The organism is Verrucomicrobiota bacterium, assembly GCA_019247695.1.
Classification (GTDB): Bacteria; Verrucomicrobiota; Verrucomicrobiia; order Chthoniobacterales; family JAFAMB01; genus JAFBAP01.
This window is the reverse complement of the sequence record JAFBAP010000117.1, coordinates 67305-83982: the sequence shown is the minus strand read 5'-3', so window position 1 is coordinate 83982 and position 16678 is coordinate 67305. Positions and strand designations below refer to the sequence as shown.

General features: G+C 60.6%; 15 protein-coding genes. 3 read left to right on the top strand and 12 right to left on the bottom strand.

The window, feature by feature from the left end; translation table 11 throughout:
- Positions 1-113: 113 nt before the first annotated feature.
- Positions 114-1079, top strand: coding sequence for a 2-dehydropantoate 2-reductase (locus JO015_14340; GenBank protein MBW0000277.1), 966 nt, complete (start codon positions 114-116; stop codon positions 1077-1079).
- 127 nt (positions 1080-1206) lie between these two features.
- Here the strand turns inward: JO015_14340 and JO015_14335 are convergent, their stop codons facing one another.
- Positions 1207-1725: a cytochrome c gene (locus tag JO015_14335; GenBank protein MBW0000276.1), complete on the bottom strand. Its 519-nt coding sequence runs from the start codon at positions 1723-1725 to the stop codon at positions 1207-1209.
- 579 nt (positions 1726-2304) lie between these two features.
- On the opposite strand from JO015_14335, the gene JO015_14330 reads away from it, so the two are divergent.
- Positions 2305-3027 carry a PRC-barrel domain-containing protein gene (locus JO015_14330; protein ID MBW0000275.1) on the top strand — a complete coding sequence of 241 codons (723 nt, stop codon included), beginning with the start codon at positions 2305-2307 and terminating at the stop codon, positions 3025-3027.
- 340 nt (positions 3028-3367) lie between these two features.
- On the opposite strand, the gene JO015_14325 is transcribed toward JO015_14330, so the two are convergent.
- The 4 genes from JO015_14325 to JO015_14310 all read right to left on the bottom strand — a co-directional run bounded on the left by JO015_14325 (position 3368) and on the right by JO015_14310 (position 8446).
- Positions 3368-4000 carry a cyclase family protein gene (locus JO015_14325; protein MBW0000274.1) on the bottom strand — a complete coding sequence of 211 codons (633 nt, stop codon included), beginning with the start codon at positions 3998-4000 and terminating at the stop codon, positions 3368-3370.
- Between the two features lie 985 nt (positions 4001-4985).
- Positions 4986-5525 (bottom strand): hypothetical protein, encoded by a 540-nt coding sequence (locus JO015_14320; GenBank protein ID MBW0000273.1) that lies wholly within the window; start codon positions 5523-5525, stop codon positions 4986-4988.
- A 103-nt stretch (positions 5526-5628) separates the two neighbouring features.
- Positions 5629-7785 carry a TonB-dependent receptor gene (locus JO015_14315; protein MBW0000272.1) on the bottom strand — a complete coding sequence of 719 codons (2157 nt, stop codon included), beginning with the start codon at positions 7783-7785 and terminating at the stop codon, positions 5629-5631.
- A 307-nt stretch (positions 7786-8092) separates the two neighbouring features.
- Positions 8093-8446: a hypothetical protein gene (locus JO015_14310; protein ID MBW0000271.1), complete on the bottom strand. Its 354-nt coding sequence runs from the start codon at positions 8444-8446 to the stop codon at positions 8093-8095.
- Between the two features lie 429 nt (positions 8447-8875).
- Between JO015_14310 and JO015_14305 the strand changes: the two genes are divergently transcribed.
- The gene (locus tag JO015_14305; GenBank protein ID MBW0000270.1) at positions 8876-9082 is read left to right on the top strand and encodes a hypothetical protein; all 207 of its coding nucleotides are present in this window, start codon (positions 8876-8878) and stop codon (positions 9080-9082) included.
- Between the two features lie 45 nt (positions 9083-9127).
- Here the strand turns inward: JO015_14305 and JO015_14300 are convergent, their stop codons facing one another.
- The 7 genes from JO015_14300 to JO015_14270 form a co-directional block, all read right to left on the bottom strand.
- A complete protein-coding gene (locus JO015_14300) occupies positions 9128-10825 on the bottom strand; it encodes an L-lactate permease (protein MBW0000269.1) in 1698 nt (565 codons plus the stop codon).
- A 989-nt stretch (positions 10826-11814) separates the two neighbouring features.
- Positions 11815-12096: a hypothetical protein gene (locus tag JO015_14295; GenBank protein MBW0000268.1), complete on the bottom strand. Its 282-nt coding sequence runs from the start codon at positions 12094-12096 to the stop codon at positions 11815-11817.
- Positions 12093-12740 (bottom strand): cytochrome c oxidase subunit 3, encoded by a 648-nt coding sequence (locus JO015_14290; GenBank protein MBW0000267.1) that lies wholly within the window; start codon positions 12738-12740, stop codon positions 12093-12095. The genes JO015_14295 and JO015_14290 overlap by 4 nt, the downstream gene beginning before the upstream one ends.
- Positions 12737-14386: a cbb3-type cytochrome c oxidase subunit I gene (locus tag JO015_14285; protein ID MBW0000266.1), complete on the bottom strand. Its 1650-nt coding sequence runs from the start codon at positions 14384-14386 to the stop codon at positions 12737-12739. The genes JO015_14290 and JO015_14285 overlap by 4 nt, the downstream gene beginning before the upstream one ends.
- A gap of 17 nt (positions 14387-14403) precedes the next feature.
- Positions 14404-15387, bottom strand: a complete 984-nt coding sequence (gene coxB, locus JO015_14280) for a cytochrome c oxidase subunit II (protein ID MBW0000265.1) — start codon at positions 15385-15387, stop codon at positions 14404-14406.
- Entirely contained in the window at positions 15384-16202 is an 819-nt protein-coding gene (locus JO015_14275) for an SCO family protein (protein MBW0000264.1), read from the bottom strand. The genes coxB and JO015_14275 overlap by 4 nt, the downstream gene beginning before the upstream one ends.
- Positions 16199-16678 (bottom strand): hypothetical protein, encoded by a 480-nt coding sequence (locus JO015_14270; protein MBW0000263.1) that lies wholly within the window; start codon positions 16676-16678, stop codon positions 16199-16201. Before JO015_14270 ends, JO015_14275 begins: the two co-directional genes overlap by 4 nt.

Genomic DNA, 16678 nt, shown 5'->3' with positions numbered 1-16678 from the left:
CAGTCAAAAGCGGCGGCTTCCAGAGCCCTTTGGCACGCAATTCGTGTAAAATTAATACTGCCCATTTACTTGGTCCCTGCGTCCGCACCCCAGAGCCCTAACTGACTCAACAGATGGACGATCAGCCGCTGCATAGCTTTCCGCCAAATGCTCGAATCGCAATCGTCGGCAGCGGCGCCGTCGGGTTATTTTACGGAATCAAGCTGGCGACAGGCGGGCTGGATGTCCGTTTTCTGCTCAGATCCGATCTTGAAACGGCTCGCAAACAGGGGATTCGACTCCTGAGCGCTGAAGGGGACCTGCACTATGAGGGGAGCCGTTTTTACGGATCGTCTGCAGAGATCGGCGAAGTCGACCTGGTCGTGATCAGCATCAAAGCGACAGCAAACCAGGCCCTTAGAGGGCTACTACCCCCTTTGTTAGGAAAAGAAACGTGGCTCTTAACGCTGCAAAACGGGCTGGGCAACGAAGAGTTTCTTTCAACCGCATTCAATGCAGATCGCGTCATAGGCGGCGTTTGTTTCGTGGCTGTAAACCGGATCGAGCCGGCGGTGGTTCGACATTTCGGAGCCGGAACGATCGCGCTGGGGGATACGGCTCGACCAGTGCGCCCCGACGTGCAGGAAATCGCGGCAGCCTTTGAGCGCTGCGGGATTCCTTGCCGGCTGTCTGATGATCTCAACTCCGCACGTTGGGAAAAACTCGTGTGGAATATCTGCTTTAACGGCCTTAGCATCGCGGCGGGGTCGTTGCCGGTCTCGGAGATTATTGCTTCACCGGAACTCCGGCGAAAGGCGGAGCAAATCATGAGCGAAACGTTGATGGCGGCCAATGCCAACGGATGCCGGTTGCCGACCGACCTCATCGAAATATTCATGCAGGTTACCAAAACCATTGGGGACTTTCGCCCTTCCAGTCTCATCGATTTCGATCTCGGACGTGAGGTCGAACTGGAGGCCATTTGGGGTGAACCCCTCCGGCGCGGCGAAAATAGAGGGGTGAGCCTTCCATCGATGCGCTGGCTTTACGAAACCATTCGCGACAAAATCGCTGCGCGAGATAAAGAAGCGGCCCGGTGACGCAGCATCGCTAGATTGGTGCAAACGGGCTGAACACGTCAGGTTCTCCATTTGCCTGCAATCCGGTCTGCGGCCGGACGGTGCCGCTCGCTCGGGGCCAACACCCCCGCCCGCCCCTGCTCAACCGTCAGTGTGCGGGTGCCGGTTGCTCCAGGAGCCCCTGGACGCTTTGAGGCAGCTTGTCGGCGTTCGCCAACAACTGGCTCACCTGCCACAATTGTTCGGTGCTGAGTGACCCCGCATAAGCGGGCATGCCGGTCAGCCGGATGCCATTAGCCGCCTTCCAATACGTCTCGCCAATGGGGTCATCCGTCACACCCGTACCCTCGAACAGGGGCGGGGGCCGGGGAAACATCCCTTTAGCCGTCGCGGTTCGAGGCTCAGCACTGGTTCCGTGACAAACCGCGCAGTATTCCCGGTAAAGCTTTGCGCCGGCGAGCAGATTCGGCTCGGTCGCCGGAACCGGGGAGTCCTTCGGCGCTTCTTTCGCGATTTTGGCGTGGAGCGCAAGCGAGGTGAGCATCCGTTCCAACGGGAGCGGTGGCGCCGCCGTGGCCACCGGTGCGTACCCGAACCAGATGTACAGATACGCGGCGGCCGGCAACAAAACGATTCCGACGATCAACCCAATAATGAAGCCTCTCATAGATAATAGACGGCAGCCTGCAAGGTGCCACCTTTAACGCTGCCGGGCGGTTTCCTCAAGCATCCGCCGCGCACCACCCAAAAAAAGCCGGCGGGCGAGACCGGCGGGCGAACTGATGCCTCTAACAACCGATCGTTAAGCGCATTTGTTAGGTTAGGAGCATCGGAGGAGGAACCATGACCCACCTTACCATTGCCCTCCGTTCGGGGGGCGCGGTCTCTATGCTTATACCATTTCGACGGGCTCATAGGTAAAATTATGTCTTCGTTCCCAGGTGCCCTGCCGACTTTACACCTGTTGGACCGTATAAGCGGCCGAGGCCCGTTCGGCCTAAGGCCGCTTCAACCGGCGACGGAGCATCCTCCGGCGCCGGCACCTCCTGAGTCGACGTTGTACCGGGATAACTGTCCGAACGGTATGAGACAACTCCGACCGCAACATTACGGACCCGTAATGTCAGGCGTATCGGGGTCCCTCACCACGAACTAGATACAGTTCTTGCAGTTATTTGGACCTGCAGCGCGCGTGATCCGCGGATGTGCGCTGCAACCTCACCCCAGCGGAATCCGTAGATCGACCATGAAAACACCATTGATTGCCACGGCCCTTCTGTGCGCCGGTGCATTTGGTTTCTGCCGAGGCGCGCACGCCGCGCCCGCCGACAGTCCTAGTCCCAGCCCCGCCGCCAACCCGACGACGGAGGTTACCCCTTACCAGGGCCTCCTGCTCACCACCAACGTCGCAGGCAGCCACATCAAGAATCTGCAAAACGAGGACATCGGCACGATCGATGACCTGATTTTTAATCCCGACACCGGCCGGGTGCGCTTTGCCGTGCTCAGCGTCGGCGGCTTCCTGGGTGCTGGTGGAACGAAAGTCGTGGTGCCTTGGGGCGCCGTGGGTCTGGTCAAGGGCTCGCCCGGAGAGGCCCCCGGCTATGTGATTGACGCCACCAAAGATAAACTTACAAACGCACCAAAGTTCGATCCCAACAAGCTGACCGATCTTTATGCCCGCACTGCGGCGCAGCCGATCTTCGACTACTTCGGCATCACCTTTTTCGACGACGTGCCGGCACCCGGGCAGACCACAGCCCCGACCGGCAAAAGGGTAACCGGCACGCCCACGCCCGAGCCAGGCGCCAGCGCGACGGGTAATCCGATGAATGAACCATCAGGTAATCCGATGGCCAGCCCCTCCCCGGGTGCAACGGGCATCGGGCTCGGCACCTCGATGGGCAACCCCGTGGCCAGCCCGGGCGCCAGCCCGTCGTTGAGCCCAACGCCAAGCCCAGGTCGCTGAGGCCCGCCTCCGGCCGTCCTTGGGCGCCGTCGTTTGGATCAATCGCCGGCCGCCCAGGAAGGCGTGACGACCCAAACCCGCCACCAGACGAACAGCAACAATGAAGCGACAATTACAGCGGCCTGGGTTTTACCGGAGTGAAAGATGCGTGTAATCAAAACCCGCTGCATAACTGGATCGTGGCCCTCTGGCCGGATGATCGGCTACGCACACGTTTTCGTGAATTTCCGACGGCTATACCTTTTCTGAACCTGCTGTGATACGGCCCGGCGCGGTCGCTCGACCGTCTCGCGGCGAGGCGTGCCCGCCAGCCTGTGATGACGGCGGTCCCCTCCCCGGTTTACCGCCAGACGATCGCTCGTACGGGCGAAGCTTCGGTACGCTCAAGGAGGAGAGGCAGGCCCGCGAAGCCATACAATCCGGCAGGTACCGCACCAAGATTCAGGCAAACAAACGCCGGCAGGTTATGGTTCGCCAGGATCTTGTGTGCAGGAAAGTCGTCGGATTCGTACGGATCAAAGCTATAGTAATCGATTCCGACCGAGCATGGAGTCAGTTTGCAAAGGTAAGCGGCGGCCGCCGGCTCCACGTAGGTGTAAGAGGCCGCAAACGGCGGCGCCGCGAGGAGAGCCGAATTGTCGGTTTTGAGCAAAACGTGGTGATTCCTGGGAATGGAACAATCCCTGACGTCGCTTTCGCGGATTCGCCTTTTCCCGCGCATGTCGATGACGATCGCGGGACCGCAGAAACATTGAAGCGGCAACCCGTCGATTGTCGATCCCTCCCTTAGGAAATGGGCAGGCGCATCAACGTGAGTCCCGACGTGGCACCCGATCGAGAGATGAGAAGAAGTGAGCCGGTCACCGGAATCGAGGCTGGAAACCTGCTCGATCACCGGCGGAAGATCTCCCGGATAAATTATCGTTTCAGGCCCGAGGGGCAATGTCAGATCGTAGATGAGGCTGGCGTGCAAAGCACCGTGCTTACTTGGAGGCGCCGCTTTTTGAAAGGATTTTCCGGTTACATTCAGGTCCTTCCGCCCGGGATGGGTGATACCATTTCGATCACCATCGAGGTAAAAATTCTGTCTTAGGCCCAACGTGCCGGCAGACCTTAGCCCAGGGTTTTATCCCACTGCCATTTAGTTAAGGGCCGGCGGATGGGGGCGCTTTCGTCCCGGAGGAACGGCTGATCCTATACCATTCAGGCAGCTATCTCAGTAGAATGCCGGCTGGAGGGGATGTCGCCGCCGGATGATGCTCCGCACCTGGTTGAATTGGTCTTACAGCAATTTAGACAATTACCTTGGTGGAATTCCGACCGGGTTTCAGCCCCGAAGGGGCGGCGGAACTTAGCCCAGGGCTTTATCCCCTGGGTAACCGTCAAATCACGATCGAGCCCTCCTAAGGCGTCACGCCTGTACGCCCATCCTGACAAACACCCGCCCCGCCGGGTTGGATTTGCTGAAGGGGCGGCAGAAGGCGTTGCCGGCGGGTTCTACCGCCCCTTCAGGGCTCGATCGGGGGGAGGGGTGCGTTCCCAGGGTGGAACCCTGGGCTAAGTTCTGCCGGCCCGTTGGGCCTAAGACAACATGTTACCTCCATGGTCATCGAAAAGGCAGGATCGAGACTTAATCGACACGATCAGGGTCATTTTCCCCGGATTGTTCGATGATGGCATTTGTTAAAGCTCGATAAAGGCCCCTTCCCGGGACTGAAGGTCCTGGCCACGATCAAGCGTCCGGGACGAAAGCGCCCCGATCCACCGGCCCTTAACTAAATGGTAGTGGGGTAGAACCCTGGGAACGCACCCCTCCCGCCGGACTTCTACCGGAATAAGCGTCTAAATGGTATAAACGGTATGAGATGCATTGGGGGCGCTGCATAAGGACGGTGATGACGAGGAAAACTAACGCCCAACCGCGCGATAAGTTTACGATGACGCGCCGCCGTCGACCGTTAATCTTTAGGGTGAAACCGCACCCGGACGATGGCCACCCCGGGCGGCAGGCGATTGAAGTGCGCGTAAAACTCTGACCGGCCAATAAAGCCACGGTAGCTGGTCGGGACCGGGTTAGGCTGGTAGGAGACGGCGCGGACGCTCAGCACCCGGCGCCCCTGGTCCAGCAGCTGAATGTCTAAGTGCCCGTACCCCGCCCCGAAACCCCGGCATCGAAGGCCGCCGCGGACCCGCAAACCGTCGCCTTCCTGAGCCAGTTGCACGGAAGTGATGGCCACGGCGGGGGTGGCGATTGCCTCCGCCCGGAGACCGGGCGGCTCCTGGCCGGGCCCCCTCAGGAACGACTTCAGGCTTTCAGACAGGCCGTTGCGACGCGGCCGCCCCGGGGATTTAGGCTCGACGGGGCCGTTCACCTTCAGGGGTGGCAACAATTCCTGTGCCTGCAGGCCGCCGGGAAAGCCGGCGCTCAAGAGCAACAGGCCGAAGGCCAGCCAGGCGCCCGGCCCGAGCAGGATGGCAAAGCGGTTGAGTAAGGGCATAAATCAGAAAAGGGTGCGGGGAGCCGTCAGCGCGCGCCGGCCTCGTGCGCTTTATCAGGGTCTCGCAGCCGCAGGAGGATCTTCGTGCGCATGCCGCGTTCCCCTAGAACCGCCATGCGGCGCCTGCATAGAAGGCCCGGCGTGCCCCGAACTGCGGCGCTCCGACGCCAATGCCCGAGCCGTCACGCAGCACGTAGCTTTGGTCAAAGACGTTCGTCACGTCAACCCGCAGCGTGATCGCTTGCTGCCCCGACAGCTTCAGCTCGTAGGTCACGCCCAGGTTGAGCGGGTAATAGGAGGGGTTACGGCCCGTGTTGGCAAAGCCGCGCCGCAACCCGCGCCCGTATAACAGGTCGCTGTAAACGGCTAGATCCCGCCAGCGGTAGGACGCACCCAAAGAACCGGTCAGGCGCTGATCGTGGTCGAGGAAAACGTGATGATTCTGGATATAAGCAAACTCCTCAGGGTCGAACTGGAACTCGCCCGAAACGATTTTGGTGCCGACGCCATAGGCATACGCCAGGTTGCCGTAGGCTGAAAATCCGCCCTTCTGATAGTTAGCCGTCAATTCCCCACCGAATTGGGTGCCGCGGGCGTAATTGAACGGTGAAAAGATGAGCGCCTGGCCAAACTGGCCCTCATCCAGGAGGTCCCGCGAGATTTTATAGAACCCATCCAACCCGACGTTGAACCCGCCGGCGACCTGCTGGGTGATGCCCGCATCGAAGTAATGGGCGCGCTCGGCCTTCACAGGCGAGCTCTTCAAAATGGCCGGCTCATTGGTGGTGCCGACGAACCTGGTAAGGGTGCGGGCCGGTACCAACTCCAAGGGCGGCGGGGTGAAGTAACGTGAATAGCCGGCGTGCAGGGTCGTGGACCGGGTCGCCTGCAGCACGAGGTTGACCCGCGGGCTCAACTGGCTCTGGTGGGTGTATTCGTCCACCACGTCAAACCGGGCCCCGACGTTGAGCGTCAGCGGCTCGAAGATCTTCCAGGCGTCCTGCAGGTAGAAGCCATAGAGGAATCCGGTTTTTTGGTTGTTGTCGATGATGGTGACCGGAACCTCGGAGGCTTGTGAGCCCGACCCATCGGCCGGAAAGACTTGGTTAGTCGTGTCGGCACGGGCCGATTCCACAGAAAACAGCAGGCCGCCACGCAGCGTGTGCGCGTCCGTGACCGCCCAACTCAGGTCGAACTGCAGGCCATTTCCAAACAGCGTCCGGTTGACCCGGCTGGCCAGCCCGTTGAAGATGAGGTCGCCCCGCCAGTCCGGCGTGAAGAGCACGCCGCTGTAGCGGCTGAAGGCCGCCGCTTGGAAGGCGACCGTGTCGAAGTTTTTTTGATAGGCCAGGATGCCGTAGTGATTCTGCTCGTGCTGCCGCTCATCCAAGGTGCGGGAATCAAAGGCGCTCTGACCCTCCAGGGTGAAAGCCGGTACCTGGCCGGGGTTGTCGGGGATCTTGAAGTCGGCGTAGGTACCGCTCAGCAAGAGCGTGACCCGGCTGGAATCGTCGATCACGTACGAGAGCTCGGCGAAACCTTTAAACTGGCTGGTTTCATCGTGGATGGCCGTATGACCGCTGGTCGGGTTCTCGATGCCCAGGGTGTCGTACAGGTAGCTGCCGGTCAGGTAATAGTTCAACTTCCCGCGGGTGCCGCCGAGCTGGAAGCTGGGTTGCAAGCGGTCGTAACTGCCTCCGTAGAATGAAACGTCGCCGCCGGGGTTCAGCGCGCCCTGCCTGGTGTGGACGTCGATGATGCCGGAAGTGCGAAACCCGAACTGGGCGGGCAGCGAGCCGGTGATGAGGGCGACGCGGTCGACGTAATGGGTGTCGATCTCCTGGCCAAAGCCGCTGATGCCTTCGGGGATCAACACGTCGTCGATGCGGAACTGCAAGTTGGCGTGCTCGTCGCGCACGTGCAGTTGACCAAAGGAGTCCTGGGCGACCCCCGGTGCCCGAAGGATGACCTGATCGAAGGGCGCGTTCGGGCCCTGGGGTTGGGTCTGAATTTGGCTTTGGCCGATGGAATATTGCGTGGCACCCAGGTAAGGCACGATCTGGTCGCGGGTCTGATTAAGCTGGCCGACAACGGTAACGGGGCTGAGTTCGCCGGAGGCGGGCGCCGGTTGGGCCGGAGACGGGGAGGCATCCGTTTGGGCGCGGGCGTCTTTCGGCAGGATCAGGGCAAAAAGCAGAACGGTGGTCGCCAAGGGCGGCTTGCCCACCGCAAAAAAGGCGGACCTAAGAGAAAACGGCATAAAAGCTGGCTTGGGAAAGGCAGGAGGTATGGGGATGCGGCCCGATCGGTGTACGACGGGTCAGGGATAAACGGTTCGGCGGGCGTCCTTTCCTAAGGCAGCAGGTCAAGGCTGCAGACCGCCGCGGGCGGATCCAGGCAGTTCAGGCTGGGCCCTGGATCACCGGCCCAACGGCGAGGCGCCGCTACCGGCAGACCCGTGCAGGGGCATCCACCAGCGGATCAGACCGGGACTCAAGCACGACAGGCCCCCGCCGCATCGCGAGCGCTGGGCGGGAAGCGGCTTACCGGCTTGCACGCCGTTGAACCTAGAGCACTTGGGAGGGACGCGACGGCCCGGGCGGCCCATGTTCGAGCACGGCCCGGTCGCTCGGACGGAGCACCCCCGCCACCGAGCGGGGGAGAGCGACCATGCGAACGAGCGGCAGCCGAGGCGGATCGAGCGAGAAAATCACGGCGAAGGGGGCTGGACCGGCCGCGCCGCTCAGAAAGAGCATAGCCCCGCAATCGTGCCCCTCGTCGTGTGCGTCGGGGTGAACGCGTTCGTGAAGGTCGGGCGAAGCCGCCAGGGTCAGGGCCCAAAACAACGCCAGGAGCACCGCCGAGGCTGTCCCGGCACGCAAAGCGCAACGGTTGCGGGGGCTCCTTAGCGGCGTTGTCATGCGCAAACTCAAGAATTACTGCGTTACGTTCGCGATTTGGTTAGTACCTTTATGGTAAACGGGGCCGCCCGGCGGCGTTGCCGCATTATAATCACAGCCCTGGCGATATTTACAGTAGGCATCGGCCTGAGTAAACCGCTTTCAGGGCGTTGTGGCGGACCTGACGGAGCAACCCTGGAGCCCCAAGGGCTAAGAGGTGGGCCTGTTGGATGCAAGCCGATCTGTTACCTTGCCGCACCACTTAATGCAAGTAATTTGCATTTATCGGTTGTTTCACTTGCCCTTACGGGGTGAGCGTGCGGTGAGAACTTCGCAATCACCTCAGCATCCGGTCGGGGACCTGCCGCTGAGCGGGGCCGGCACGGCGCTGAGTGATGATGGGCGGAGCAATCCGCTTGCAGAGCACGACCTGCCGCGAGAGTCTTCGGCATGGCAAAGGAACCGCTGGGCCCTGAAACGCTGCTCTTGTACCTGATTCGCGGGCTGGCGCTCGTGGCGGTGCTCTTCCTGTGCCTGGCGTTTTGGCATCCCTGGCAGGTATCAGCTGGACCGGACTGGAAGTGCGTCGGCTTGACGGTCGCCTGTGTGGCGCTCTCAGCCATTTGCTCCTGGGGATTACACTCACTGAAGCGCTGATCCGGCCGCAACCCGGGCGAGGCCTCCCCTCCCTGGTGGACGCGGTCAGTGTGCCAGGAGGGTGAACGGATATAGATGCGCCTGCGCCGCCACCAGCAGCCCTACAAGCGACGCCAGGGCCAGGCTGTGAAAGAAAACGTACCGCAGAATTTCAGATTCGTGACCGTACCATTGCGTGGCGGTCGACGCCACGACGATGCTCTGCGCATCGACCATCTTACCCATCACCCCGCCGGAGCTGTTCGCCGCCGCCATCAGCACCGGGCTAAGACCAATCTGCTGGGCAGTGATCTTCTGGAGTCCGCCAAACAGCACGTTTGAGGCGGTATCGGATCCGGTCAGCGCCACGCCTAACCAGCCCAGCAGGGCACCGAAAAAGGGATAAAAACCGCCGGCGCGGGCAAACGCCAGGCCAAGGGTTGCGTCTGTGCCGGAATAACGGGTGACGTAACCGATGGCCAGCATGCAGACGATCGTCAGCAGCGAGTAGCGCACGCGCGCGCAGGTGCGTCCAAAGGCGCCCGCCAGTTGTGGCAATGAATATCCCATGGCGATACCGCCCGCGCATGCCGCAGCCAGAATGCCCGTCCCCGTCGCAGACAGGAGCGTTAAACTGTAGACCGCCGCTTCCGCCGCCGGTTTCGGCACCACGGGCGGAACCTTTTGCACCAGGTTATGCAAACCCGGGACCGGAATCTTGGGTAACCAGAGCCCGTCCAGGAATGCCCTTATTTGCGGCAAACCCCAAAGGAAGACGAAAACGCTGAGGACGACCCACGGCGACCACGCCCTCAAGACCTCGCGTGAGGACAGGGCGCGGCCGTTATGCGCTCGCGACATGGCACGATCATCGACTCGCGCAGGCACCGTCGCCGTACCGGGTTGAGCCCGTCGCGCGCGCTCTTCCGTGCGGCTGAGCGACCGCCAGATCTCCCGGGGTTGCCAGATCCTCAGAAAAACGGCGAGGGCGGCCAACGAACTGAGTGAGCCGACGACATCGACTAGCCACGGGCCGTGAAAATTGGAAATCAGGTATTGCGGGACGGCAAAAGCGACGCCGGCCACGAGCAATGCGGGCCAGACCTGGAGCATGCCGCGGAAGCCGGCGAATGACCAGATCAGCCAGAACGGTACGATCACAGAAAAAAACGGCAACTGCCGGCCGACCATTCCGGAGAGTTCATGAAGATCGAGGCCGGTTACGGCGCTCAACGCAATCACCGGGGTGCCGATGGCCCCATACGCCACGGGAGCGGTATTGGCGATGAGCGAAAGACCGGAGGCTTGCAATGGCCGGAAACCGATGCCGATCAACATCGCGCCGGTCACGGCAACCGGCGTTCCAAAGCCGGCGGCGCCTTCGAAGAAGGCGCCCAGACTAAAGGCAATAAAAACAAGCTGGAGGCGGCGATCAGGCGTGAGGGAGGCGATGCTCTCCTGCAGGATGCTGAAAGACCCGTTCTCTACCGTTAGCTGATACAGGAAGATGACGTTCAGTACGATCCAACCGATTGGCAGGAGTCCGTAGGCAGCCCCGGTCACGGCGGCTGCCGCGGCCATCCCCGGTGGCATATGAAACGCCAGGGTTGCCACCAGTAACGAGCTGAGCAGGCCCAGGACGGCGGCAACGTGAGCCTGGAGTCGAAGCCAACCGATTCCGCCAAGGAGCACGACGATCGGAACCGCCGCAACCAAGGTTGAGAGGAAGGCGTTCCCGAACGGATCGTAGACTTGTGACCACATGGGCGGAGGGGGGATCAGAGTGATTGTTTGCGGGGTACCTCACCTGCTGCCTCGGGTTAGACCCATTTTTTACCGGTTGAAAAAAGGCACCGGCGCCGGAGGCACCACGCCCGGGGCGAGCAGATAGAACCTTATCCAGTAGTAGTTAAAATCGCGAGACAAGGCAAGCTCTGAAGCCGTTCAGACGCAACCGCGGGGCGAAAGCAGACAAACCTTCGGGCAGCACCGTGAGAGCCCTGACCGCCTTACGGCCCGAAGGGCCAAGGGAACATGGCCCAGGGTTTACCCCACTGCCATTTAGTCAAGGGCGGCAGGCCGGGTAGTGCTTTCGTCCCGGAGGGACGGCTGAGGTTAGGCAGGTACTTCAGTCCCGGGAAGGGGTCTTTATTGAGCTTTAACAAACGTGATCATCGGAAACTCCAAGGAAAAATGACCCTGATCGTATCGATTAAGTCTCAATCATCCCATTTCGATGACCATCGAGGTAAAACTTTGTCTTAGGCCCGACGGGCCGGTAGAACATAGCCCAGGGTTTACCCTGGATAACCGTAAAATCACGATCGAGCCCTGAAGGGGCGGCAGAATCCGTAAGCAACGCCTTCTGCCGCCCCTTCAGCAAATCCAACCCGGCGGGCGGGTGTTTGTTAGGGAGGGCGTACAGGCGTGATGCCTTAGGAGGGCTAATTCGGGGGGAAAAACCCCTCCCCGGGGTGAAACCCTGGGCTATGTTCCTTTGGCCCTTCAGGCCATCAAACCGTCACCCGGCCCGCTGGGCCTCGGCTGTTTATACGGTTTAATAGGTTTAACTCCGGCAGGGTGCCTGGGGAGGAAGACAACATTTTACCTCCATGGCCGTCGAAATGGTGTAAATGGTGCCGGGATCAACGACTCAGTCTTTCAGTCGGTAAACGATGGACCAGACGGCCCCCTCCCGAGATCTTACCCCAATCACCGGGCCCTTGGTGCTCACACGGTACCGGCCCCGGCCCTTACCACGTTACGGGACGGGTCAGGTAATCACTCAGCGCCAGGCTGAACAAGATGCCCAGCCAAAGAAACGATGCAGCTGCCGCCGCCCAGATCAGCGGGCTGCTCAGCCGTGCCCGCATGAAGTTGAGCAGGACGAGCAGCCCTTGCCCGGCCGCCAGCAGGAGAATGATCACGATGCGCAGCGGGCCGAGGTGGAGGCGCGAAACGAGGATGCTTACGCCCAGAAGCGCGGCGAGACAAATGAAGGTCAGAAATGAAGCCGGACGTGCGTTCTCCGTCATGGTCCTCCCAGAAGATAGAAGAGCGGAAAGATAAAGATCCAGATAAAGTCGACAAAATGCCAGTAGAGACCGAATACTTCGATCGCCACCTCGCGATCTTTGACGAACCAGCTCCGCACGACGAGCCCGATGAGAACGAGGGTTACAAAGATTCCGATCAGCAGGTGCAGCGCATGCAAACCCGTGGCGATGAAGTACAACACAAAAAAGAGCAGGACGTGATCGTGGTCCGGCCCCTGATAAGTGAACGCCGGTCCCGGCAAAAACCCGTGTTCCCAGTCTTCGTAATATTCAGAGCCTTTGATCCCGAGGAAAATGATTCCGAGGAGCATGGCCAACCCGAGCAGGACCAACGTTGGTCCCCGGTGCCGGGCCCGATACGTCGAAATCGCGAGCGAGTACAGGAAGCTGCTGGTCAACAGGATGTAAGTATTGAGGGAACCCATGACCAGGTCCAGGTGATGGGCGGCTTCTGCAAAGGCTCGCGGGTAGCTGATCCGGTAGACGGTATATCCCAGGAACAGGCCCCCGAAAAACATCAGCTCGGTGCCGAGAAAGATCCACATTCCCAGGTGCGCCGATTCGCGTTGCTGCGCGAGGTCGTCGAACTGCTCGTGGACGGCAATGGACGGAGACTCGCTCATTCGCCCCTCGCCTCGATCGGATCCGGCTCGGCCGGGTTATAGTTGTACGGCGGCTCCGTCTGCACCGGAGTTACCTCAAAATTGTGAGTGGGCGGCGGTGAAGGGATTTCCCACTCAAAACCTTTTGCCTTCCAGGGGTTTGGCCCGGCAGGGCGCCCGTACCGGCAGGACCAAAGAAGATAGAAGAAGGGTAAAGCGTAGCCCACCCCCAGGATGGTTGCGCCTGCGGTGGAAAGCACGTGGAAGACCTGAAATTGCTCCGGATAGGCGTGGTACCTGCGCGGCATTCCCAGGTACCCCAGCACGTACTGCGGGAAAAAGGTCAGGTTGAACCCGAGAAACGTCACGATGGCGGCCATCTTGGCGATAAACTCCGGGTACAGCCGTCCGCTGATTTTCGGCCACCAGTAATGCAGGCCGCCCATGAAGGCCAGGACCATGCCTCCGACCATAATGTAGTGGAAATGCGCGATGACAAAGTAGGTGTCGTGCACGTGCATGTCGACGCCGAGGGCGGCCAGGAACAACCCCGTCATGCCGCCGGCCGCGAAAAGCCCGATGAACCCGATGGCGTAGAGCATCGGTGTGTCCAGGCGGATGTTGCCCTTCCGGAGGGTTGCCGTCCAGTTAAAGACCTTGATGGCCGAAGGAACCGCCACCAGATAACTCAGGAAGGAGAAGACCATGGCACCGTAAGTCGATTGGCCGGCCACGAACATGTGGTGTCCCCAGACCAGAAAGCCGATCACGGCGATTGCGATACTTGCGAATGCCACGAAGGTATAGCCGAAGATACGCTTCCGCGAATACGCGGCGACCAACTCGCTCACCACCCCCATGCCGGGCAAGATCATGATGTAGACGGCCGGATGCGAGTAAAACCAGAACAGGTGCTGGAACAACACCGGATCACCACCGAGCGCCGGGTTGAACACGCCGACCTTCCAGATTCGTTCGATCGAAAGCAGCAGGAGCGTGATCGCCAGAACGGGGGTGGCAAGCACCATGATGACGCTGGTGGCGTAGTTGGACCACACAAACAGGCGAAGCTTGAACCAGGTGACCCCGGGTGCGCGCATCGTGTGGGTGGTAACGATGAAATTCAACCCGGTGAGGATGGAGGAAAACCCGGAAACGAAGACGCCGGTGGCCATCAACACGACGTGCGAGTTGGCGTACGTCGAGCTGTAGGGGGTGTAAAACGTCCAGCCGGTGTCGGCACCGCCGATCAGCACCGCATAAAGCACGAAGGCGCCGCCGAGCATAAAAACGTACCAACTCAGCAGATTGAGCTTCGGAAACGCCAGGTCCCGCGCACCGATCAGGATCGGCAGGATGAAATTGCCGAGCACGTTCGGAATCGACGGGATCAGGAAGAACCACACCATCAGCACGCCATGCAAGGTGAATAGACGGTTGTACATTTCCGCTTGCACCAGGTCGCCGCGGGGCGTCAGCAGGTTCAGCCGCATGATCAAGGCCGCCACGGCGCCAATGAAGAAAAAGCCAATGATGGATATCAGGTACAGGATCCCGATGCGTTTGTGGTCGGTGGTGAACAGCCAGGAAAAAATACCTCGTTTGGAAAGGTAATTCTCCGGGGCTCTTCGGGGATCAATCTCGACGGCTTGGAAGGCAAGGCTCATAACATCATGACTCCGGGCTAGGGTGCCGAGACGCTGGCGCTCGCCGGTTCGTTCGCGGCGAGGCTTTTGACATAGGCAATCAACTGGTAAATCTGGTCCTCGGACAACCGCCCGGCAAAGCTGGGCATGACCGGGTCGTAACCGGCGACGATCTCGTAATTCGGCATCAAAATTGAGTCCCGGAGGTAACGTTCGTCGGCGACCACGATCCGGCCATCCTGCAACGGGACCGGATGTCCATACAAGCCGTGCAGGGGCGGCGCCCGGACCACACCGTTTGATTCGTGGCATCCGCTGCAGCCCAGTGACCGGTACAGCTCCCCGCCTGCCTTTACGATCGGCGTAGGATTCATGCCGTCGCGCAACCAGGCTGCGTAGGCCTGCGGCTCCATGACATAGACCTGCCCGATCATGTTGGCGTGATCCGTCCCGCAGTACTGGTTGCAAAAAATGCGGAACACGCCCGTTTTGGTCGCCGTGAACCATTCCATGGTGTAGCGCCCCGGCAGCACGTCCTCCTTCACCCGGAAAGCGGGCAAACCGAAATCGTGAATCACATCCTGGGAGATCATAACCAACTTGATCGTTTTACCCAGGGGCACATGTAACTCGTTGATCTCCTTCTTACCTTCGGGGTGTTGGATTTTCCACATCCATTGTTTGCCGACGACTTCGATTTCAATTGCGTCCCTCGGCACCTGGTTTTTGTGGAAGTAGATCTTGGCGCCCCAGGCGAACATCCCGATGAAGATGACCAACGGGATCAAGGTCCACGTGGTTTCGGCGGGCAGCGTCGACTTATTCCCGAGGGTCCGGTCGACGTTGAGGTTGGAGCGGCGGTACTTGGCCAGGTAGTAAATGATGACGGCGGCAATCGCAAACAGGATGGTGCCGCAAACGCCGGTCAGCGTCCAAAAGAGCCGGTCAACGTGCCGGGCCAGGGCGGAACCCTGGTCCGGCAGGAACTGAAACTGCGCAAGGATGATCGGCAGGTGGTTCATGCGCCCGAATACGTCCGATCCGGACTCCGGTGTTTAAAGCGAACCAGTAGAACCAATCCGCCCAGGGTGAGAACGGCGCCGCATCGAAGGGCGATCTGTACCCAATAGGCAACGGTGCCGGGCGCCGGGCTCTGTGAAAAGCAGAGAATGGAGATGATCCGGCCGGCTATACCCGGTTGCCCGCGACGCGCATTACCCAACGCACGCTCAAACTCAGCCGCGGGGTAGTCGATGCCCAACAGGTAGGAGGAAATCCTGCCTTGCGGCGACAGGACCACCAGGCCGCTCGGGTGAATGTACTGTTTCGCTTCCGGATCATAGCGGTAGCGGAACCCGATCTGATCGGCGAGTCGCGCCGCCTCGGCCTCGCTGCCGGTCAGAAAATGCGAACGCTCGGCCGCCGGCTCCCATCCCAGTTTGCGAAGGTATTCGCTCTTCTTCTCGGCGGCCGCCAGATAGTTCTCCGCCGGATCCACGCTGACAAAGACGAACTCGAAGTCCCGGGCCGAGGATTGCGGTGGAAATTCCTCCAGGGTGCGCGCTGCGGCATTTATACCGATCCCGCACAACATCGGGCAGCGGTAATAACCCATGGCCAGCACAACCGGACGCCCGCGAAAATAGGTGCCCAGCTTCACCGGTCGGCCCCGGTCGTCGACAAAGTTGAGCCCGGGCGATACCTGCTGCGTAAGACGCTGCTCGTAAACGATGCCGCGAGTCAGGTCTGCAGCTGATCGTACAGCAGCCGGTGACGGGACGGCCGATACCAGCAGGGCGCAGCCGATCATGAGCGGCCATTCTTTCCACCCGTTCACGGCCGCCTCCGTCCCGGGGGTTGTTCCGCGGCCCCGGCGCTGTCCGCAGCCGCTTTTTGCTCCTGCATATTCAACTCGGTCGGCCCATCCTGGACGGCCGGACGTACCGGTAAACCGCGCGCCAGGAGCAGATCCATTGCCCGTTCGATCGGGATTTTCGCAACCCCTTGTCCCTGATCGATCCAGCCATAACTATTCAGATCGTGGTCTGCCCGGGTCCGGTAGGTTTGAAGGTCAATCCGCGGGTTTACCTGGAGGGCGGGCGCCGGGTACGCCGGGACCTGGGTTGGCTGAAGTTGATAGACCCGGCCAAAGTGCTTATGTTGCGCGCCGAGCAGGGAGGCATAGCCGGCCAATGCCGAATGGATGACCACGGCCGTGGCGATAAAGCCCGCCACGAACCACAGCAGCGGCTTCAGGGGAATCCCGGAGGACTCATGGCCTCCTCTTGGCCGGATTTCGGTGTGAGCAGTCAT